This window comes from Psychromonas sp., from assembly GCF_047632995.1.
Classification (GTDB): Bacteria; Pseudomonadota; Gammaproteobacteria; order Enterobacterales; family Psychromonadaceae; genus Psychromonas.
Map to the genome: position 1 here is coordinate 1 of NZ_JBLIEK010000166.1, position 6,011 is coordinate 6,011.

The following is a 6,011-nucleotide window of genomic DNA, read 5'->3' on the forward strand; positions in this document are numbered from 1 at the left end:
TTAGGAACTGCAGAACCAGATTTGATACCAGCCGCTTTCTTAAGTAAGTAAGATGCAGGTGGGGTCTTAGTTTCGAAAGTGAAAGAACGATCAGCATAAACTGTAATAACTACAGGAACTGGAGCGCCTTTTTCCATTGAATCTGTTTTTGCATTGAATGCTTTACAGAATTCCATGATATTAACACCTTTTTGGCCAAGAGCTGGGCCAACTGGTGGTGACGGATTTGCCATACCAGCTGAAACTTGCAGCTTGATATATGCCATTACTTTTTTAGCCATTATTTTACTACCTATATTTGGGTGTAACGCTAATTCCGAATGAATATAGCTTCCCGATTAAAAAGGGCGGCAAATTATACCTATAATCAACCGCCCTTCACAAGCCCTTTGCTGCTTTTTTAAGCTTTTTATTTCACTTAGTCATCTAATCGCAGCAAATACTAGTTATCTTTCTCTACCTGAGAAAACTGCAGGTCAACAGGAGTCGCACGACCAAAGATAGAAACCGATACTTTTAGGCGGCTTTTATCATAGTCAACTTTTTCAACTGTACCCGTAAAGTCAGCAAACGGACCTTCAGTAACACGCACAATTTGACCTGCTTCAAACAATGTTCTTGGGCGCGGAGAGTCATGTGACTCTTGTAGACGATTAAGAATATTGTCCACTTCTTTTTGAGAAATCGGTGCTGGCCGTTCTTTACTGCCGCCGATAAATCCCATCACGCGATCAATGCTTTTCACTAAATGCCAGCTTTGATCATTCATCGCCATTTCAACTAACACGTAGCCAGGAAAAAATTTACGTTCACTTTTACGTTTTTGACCGGCACGCATCTCCACAACTTCTTCAGTTGGGACGAGAATTTCACCGAAATAATCTTCCATTTCGTTTAATTTAATATGCTCGACTAATGTTTTTTGTACACGCCCTTCATAACCTGAAAAAGCTTGAACAACATACCATCTCTTTTTTTGTACTTCTTCTGACATATTAAACCCTTAAATTGCTGTTGTAATAAATTCAACAACACGAACAAAAACACCATCAAGACCCCATAAAACCAGACCAACAATTGTTGATACAGCCAGGATAATTAATGTGGTTTGTACTGTTTCTTGACGTGTTGGCCAAACTACTTTACGTACCTCTAAACGCGAATCTTTAGCAAAACCAACAAACGTTTTACCTTTTTCAGTCATTGCCGCTGATAATACAGCAAGCGCAGCTAAAAGCAGAAGTACAGCCACTCGTGCCACAACATGTAAACTTTCGCCGTATATATAATTACCAACAACAATTGCTGCTAATAATAAGATTGTCACACCCCATTTAAGCCCGTCCAGTGAGCTTGTGGTGTTTTCAGTATTTGTTGCGCTCATAACTCATTGTATCCACTGTTAATAATTAATAGTACCAACCAAAACTTGTAATGGAGGGCAAAACGTTCTCACTAAAAAAGGAGAACGCGTAGGGTGCGAAGACGTAAACAATTAGTGTCTTCATCTAGTGCCTTCATTAACACCAGAAAATAAAGCACGTAAGTATAAGGATTTTTAACCGCTTTGTAACGTTATAATCTCGACTTTTTTATAAAACAAAGAAACGAGGAGTATAACGATAACAGCTAAGGGGCATGGATTGAGTGCGCTATCAACAAAACTAGCGCGCTAAAGGGGCCAACAATAAAACAGTAATCCGCCTTAAGCCCGCAGACAAAGCAATGAAATCTCATAGCGAAAATAACCGGTTACTGCCAAATCTGGAATTAGTCGTGGCCTGTTTGCTCTCAACTATCGTCCAGCGCGGTCAGACTTTTCCTTTTTTTTGTGCAAACGAACACGGCTCCTATCTTGACTCTTACGCACCGCGAGCCGCTTATAGGCCTTACCTTTGCGATAAATCGAGACCAGCACCCAAACATGCGTAAGTGATTTTTTGAAAACAAGAAATAAAGCAATAAACGCAATAAGCTGAATCAAATCAGGCACAGCATAGACAGTAGTTAGTACGCCGATTGAGCTTAGCATTAAAGATAACAGCGTAATGATAATCAGCGTTTCCCTTGAGCTAAATCCGGCTCTCATAAAAATATGATGCAAATGGTCGCGATCCGGTTTAAAAGGAGAAAAACCCTTTTTCATGCGCCGCATCATAATGGCAGCCATATCCATTAGCGGCAATGCAATCACCCATAAAGCGACAACAGGAGAAAAAGAAGTTGTTTCGTCTGTTGAATGGGGTTGACTGCCAATTGCCAATAACCAAACAATGGTCAGGCCAATAAACATACTCCCCGCATCCCCCATAAATATTTTTTTATTGCAAAAACTAAACAGCTGCAGGTTATAAATTAAATAGGGCATTAAAACAGCCACACATAACACGCAGAAAAGCGCTTCGTTCAGATCATCCGAAAGAAAGAATAAAATAGCCAAGGTAATGAACGTTGAAATACTGACTCCGCCAATCAAACCGTCAATACCATCCACCATGTTGTACGCATTAATTGCCCCGAGCACAGCAATCACAGTAAAAGGATAAGCAAAATACCAGAGTGGGAGTTCGCCCAAAGCGAACAAGTTGCCCAGACTAAAGATGGCATCGCCTGCGACAAACATCATAATTGAAGCAACGACAGTCTGTACGGTAATGCGTACCCGGACACTCAAATCATAGCGATCATCCAAGGCGCCAGTAATCACCATTAGTAATGAGGCCAAAAGGTAAGTCATTAGTTGTTCAGCATGAACAGGAGAGAATATAAGCACCAGTACACAAGCAATAAGCAAACCGATATAAACTGAAATACCGCCAATTAAGGGGATATTCCCTGTATGTGCCTTTCGTGTTGTGGGTTTATCAACAAGCCCGAATTTGATAGCGACAGGACGCAATAAGACGATCGCTGAAAATGAGCTGATAAATGCAATAGCAATAAGCAAGGCGGTCAACATGATTAAAATAAAACTCCATAATTAGAAACGGTTTTTAATACGGGCAAGCGCATTAATTAATACAAACACTCTTCACATGATAAGTAAAAAATATATCAAAAAGCATTGGTGTGTCAAAGAATAACATCAGTAAAATATCTAATACAACGCAAAACGCACTACACTAACAGTTGTAAAACTCGCGATACCAATCGACAAAGGCTTTGACTCCTTGGTCAACCGTTGTTTTTGGCGTGTAGTCTGTCATAGCAAATAGGCGCTGCGTATCTGCCCATGTTGCATGCACATCACCCGCCTGCATCGGCATAAAGTTTTTCTTCGCTTCCATGCCCAGTGCAGTTTCCAGTGAAGTGACAAAATCCATTAGTTTAACTGGTGAGCCGTTACCAATGTTAAATATGCGATAAGGCGCGCTACTATCAGCTGGCGTACCGGATTCCACACGCCAGTTATCCTGTCTAACAGGGATCTCTGCTTGAACGCGCATGATGCCCTCAACAATGTCATCAATATAGGTAAAGTCGCGGCTAAGATCACCCTGGTTATAGATATCAATCTCATCACCTGCAATGATTTTCTTGGTAAATTTAAACAGCGCCATATCAGGACGGCCCCAAGGGCCGTAAACGGTAAAGAAACGTAACCCCGTGGTTGGGATATTATAAAGATGCGAGTATGTATGCGCCATTAACTCATTAGATTTTTTCGTCGCTGCATATAAGGAGATAGGATGATCAACACTGTCATCCGTAGAAAACGGCATTTTATTATTTAAACCATAGACCGAGCTGCTTGATGCATAAACAAGGTGTTTCACTTTATTATGACGACACCCTTCCAATATATTTAGGTGGCCAACAAGATTACTGTCCGCATAAGCCATTGGATTATCAATGGAATAACGGACTCCGGCTTGTGCTGCCAGATGCACAACAAGATCAAACTGCTGCTCAGCAAACAGCATCGGCAGCGCGTCTCTGTCCGCAATATCCATTTTAATAAAAGAGAAAAAGGGATGCGCAATGCGCTGCAAACGTGCCTCTTTCAAAGCAGTATCGTAATAATCATTGATATTATCGATACCGATAACATGATGACCAGCTGCAGTTAACCGTTCGACCACCGCACTACCAATAAAACCCGCCGCACCTGTTACTAAATATTTCATCCTGTTTCCCTATAAACGCCCCAACAAGGGCCAGACATTAATCGCTATCTTCTTATTTATTTCGAATCACAAACTTAGCATATTGATAAGCGAACTATTTATCGAGCGTTGCCGTAAAATTTAATGCGTTATTCGTTAAAAAATATTATCAAAAAACGAGCTAATATACCCCCTTTTCTTTTAAAATTTACTATAGAGCAGAGATCAACATCGGAACTTGCCCTGTAATCGGATCCGCTCGTGTTGCTCTTACGAGCGTCTGATCAGTGAGCCTGCTTTACTCTTTATCAATGCTGTCGACAACTATTGCCCCATTGAAGCAGGCATCGTTATCACGACAATGCGCTTCAATGCGACCAGTGGACTATCGAACAATGACAGTTTATCTAAGCAAAAAAGCACCAATGCAACTACCATAGCAGTCATTAAATACGCGATAACTATACGTAAAACAAAAACTAGCTTGCGTGATTTAATCTCTTTCTGGAAAACACTTCATAGGTATATACCCATGATACCTCAAGGTGCTTTATCAGGACTCAGCTCGAAGGCCAGAATAAGGCACAGCATAAAGATAATGGTTGCTCCCTTATCGAGTGCTGTAACGCAATACTGGTTTTCGAGCTGAGCCCCCGCAGGGCAAGCCAAATTGCACTCATCTGTGTCGTTATAAAATATCGATGTAGAATAACTATACTTCAATTTTATGCCTAGCATCTAAGTACAATTTGGCTTGCTGATTTTGCATCTTGAAGTAACATGGGTATACAGTCCCAGAAAAACTATCGACAGGGTAAGCAACATAAGCAGGTTATTAACAGCTAATGTTTCACCTAATCGCCACGCTTCTTCTGAAAATGAGATAGGCACGGCAAGGGCAAACGCCCACAAAAATCTGGCTGGCGTCCTCAAAATTAAAGCTCATTTTCATTGTTAAATGTCACTTTGTGCCAACTTTAAGGCGTTGCTATTTGTTACTGACCCGGACCAATAATACCCCTGTGCCAAATCAGATCCTAATTTTAAAAGTATTTCCCTGTTTTTTTATCGACTATTCATTCTGTCATGAAAATCAAGCCTATACTCTTCACTATCTGGATAATGACAATGGCCGATGCCAATACTTATATTCAATGTTACAAATAAATTATTTGTCTGTTTCCAGGGTGATTTACAATCAAACCATTGCATCAAAAAAATACACCTGTAAATAATTTTGAGTAACTGCAGTTTTTTAAACGTAATCTTTTAGGGTACAAAACTCACTGAATTACGCATCAGATGCCCGTTGATATAAGGCATTCTAACAATAAACACTTTGTACAACTGCCTGATTCTAGACCTGAAAAAATTATCTTGTTAAATAATGTTTTATTAATTTTTCTGAAATACAGCGCTGTTTTTGTTATGCTGTCCTATTACTGATAGATAAAAATCAAAAAAGAGCAGAGTGAAATTGTTCTATAAAAGGAGGGGTTATGAGTTTAAATAAGGATAAATACAGTATAGATAATACAGATTATGCTGTCGGGCAGGACAATATTCAGAAATGGGGATTTGATATACATAATCCTGTATTTGGGGCTAGTGCAGGTTTAATCTCTATTTTTTTAATTGCCATTTTAATTCTCGATCCGGCAATATCAAAAGCTTTTTTAGATGGTTTGAAATGGGATATTATAGGAACATTTGACAGCCTATTTATGTGGTCTGCTAATTTCTTTGTGATCTTCTGTTTGGCATTAATTGTCACTCCTTTCGGTAAAATTCGCTTAGGTGGCGACGATGCAAAACCGGATCATTCAAGACTTTCCTGGATAGCAATGCTTTTTGCTGCAGGCATGGGGATTGGTTTGATGTGTTGGGGTGTTGCTGAGCCCGCAG

Annotated in this window: 6 protein-coding genes and 1 pseudogene; 1 reads left to right on the top strand and 6 read right to left on the bottom strand. The window is 40.0% G+C overall.

Annotation, left to right across the window (positions count from 1 at the left end; genetic code table 11):
* The 6 genes and pseudogenes from rplK to ACJAT7_RS17300 all read right to left on the bottom strand — a co-directional run.
* The coding region (rplK, locus tag ACJAT7_RS17275) for a 50S ribosomal protein L11 (protein ID WP_415228044.1) at nt 1–281 on the bottom strand (281 nt) is incomplete at its 3' end.
* 161 nt (nt 282–442) lie between these two features.
* Nucleotides 443–994, bottom strand: coding sequence for a transcription termination/antitermination protein NusG (nusG, locus tag ACJAT7_RS17280; RefSeq protein WP_415228045.1), 552 nt, complete (start codon nt 992–994; stop codon nt 443–445).
* A gap of 9 nt (nt 995–1,003) precedes the next feature.
* Complete coding sequence (gene secE, locus ACJAT7_RS17285; protein WP_415228046.1) at nt 1,004–1,384, bottom strand: preprotein translocase subunit SecE; 381 nt, start codon at nt 1,382–1,384, stop codon at nt 1,004–1,006.
* Between the two features lie 411 nt (nt 1,385–1,795).
* Nucleotides 1,796–2,959: a UDP-N-acetylglucosamine--undecaprenyl-phosphate N-acetylglucosaminephosphotransferase gene (gene wecA, locus ACJAT7_RS17290; protein WP_415228047.1), complete on the bottom strand. Its 1,164-nt coding sequence runs from the start codon at nt 2,957–2,959 to the stop codon at nt 1,796–1,798.
* A gap of 163 nt (nt 2,960–3,122) precedes the next feature.
* Nucleotides 3,123–4,127: an NAD-dependent epimerase gene (locus tag ACJAT7_RS17295; RefSeq protein ID WP_415228048.1), complete on the bottom strand. Its 1,005-nt coding sequence runs from the start codon at nt 4,125–4,127 to the stop codon at nt 3,123–3,125.
* Between the two features lie 277 nt (nt 4,128–4,404).
* Nucleotides 4,405–4,622, bottom strand: a pseudogene (locus tag ACJAT7_RS17300) (DUF2391 family protein); the annotation flags it as partial.
* A 983-nt stretch (nt 4,623–5,605) separates the two neighbouring features.
* Between ACJAT7_RS17300 and ACJAT7_RS17305 the strand changes: the two are divergent.
* The coding region (locus ACJAT7_RS17305; protein ID WP_415228049.1) for a BCCT family transporter at nt 5,606–6,011 on the top strand (406 nt) is incomplete at its 3' end.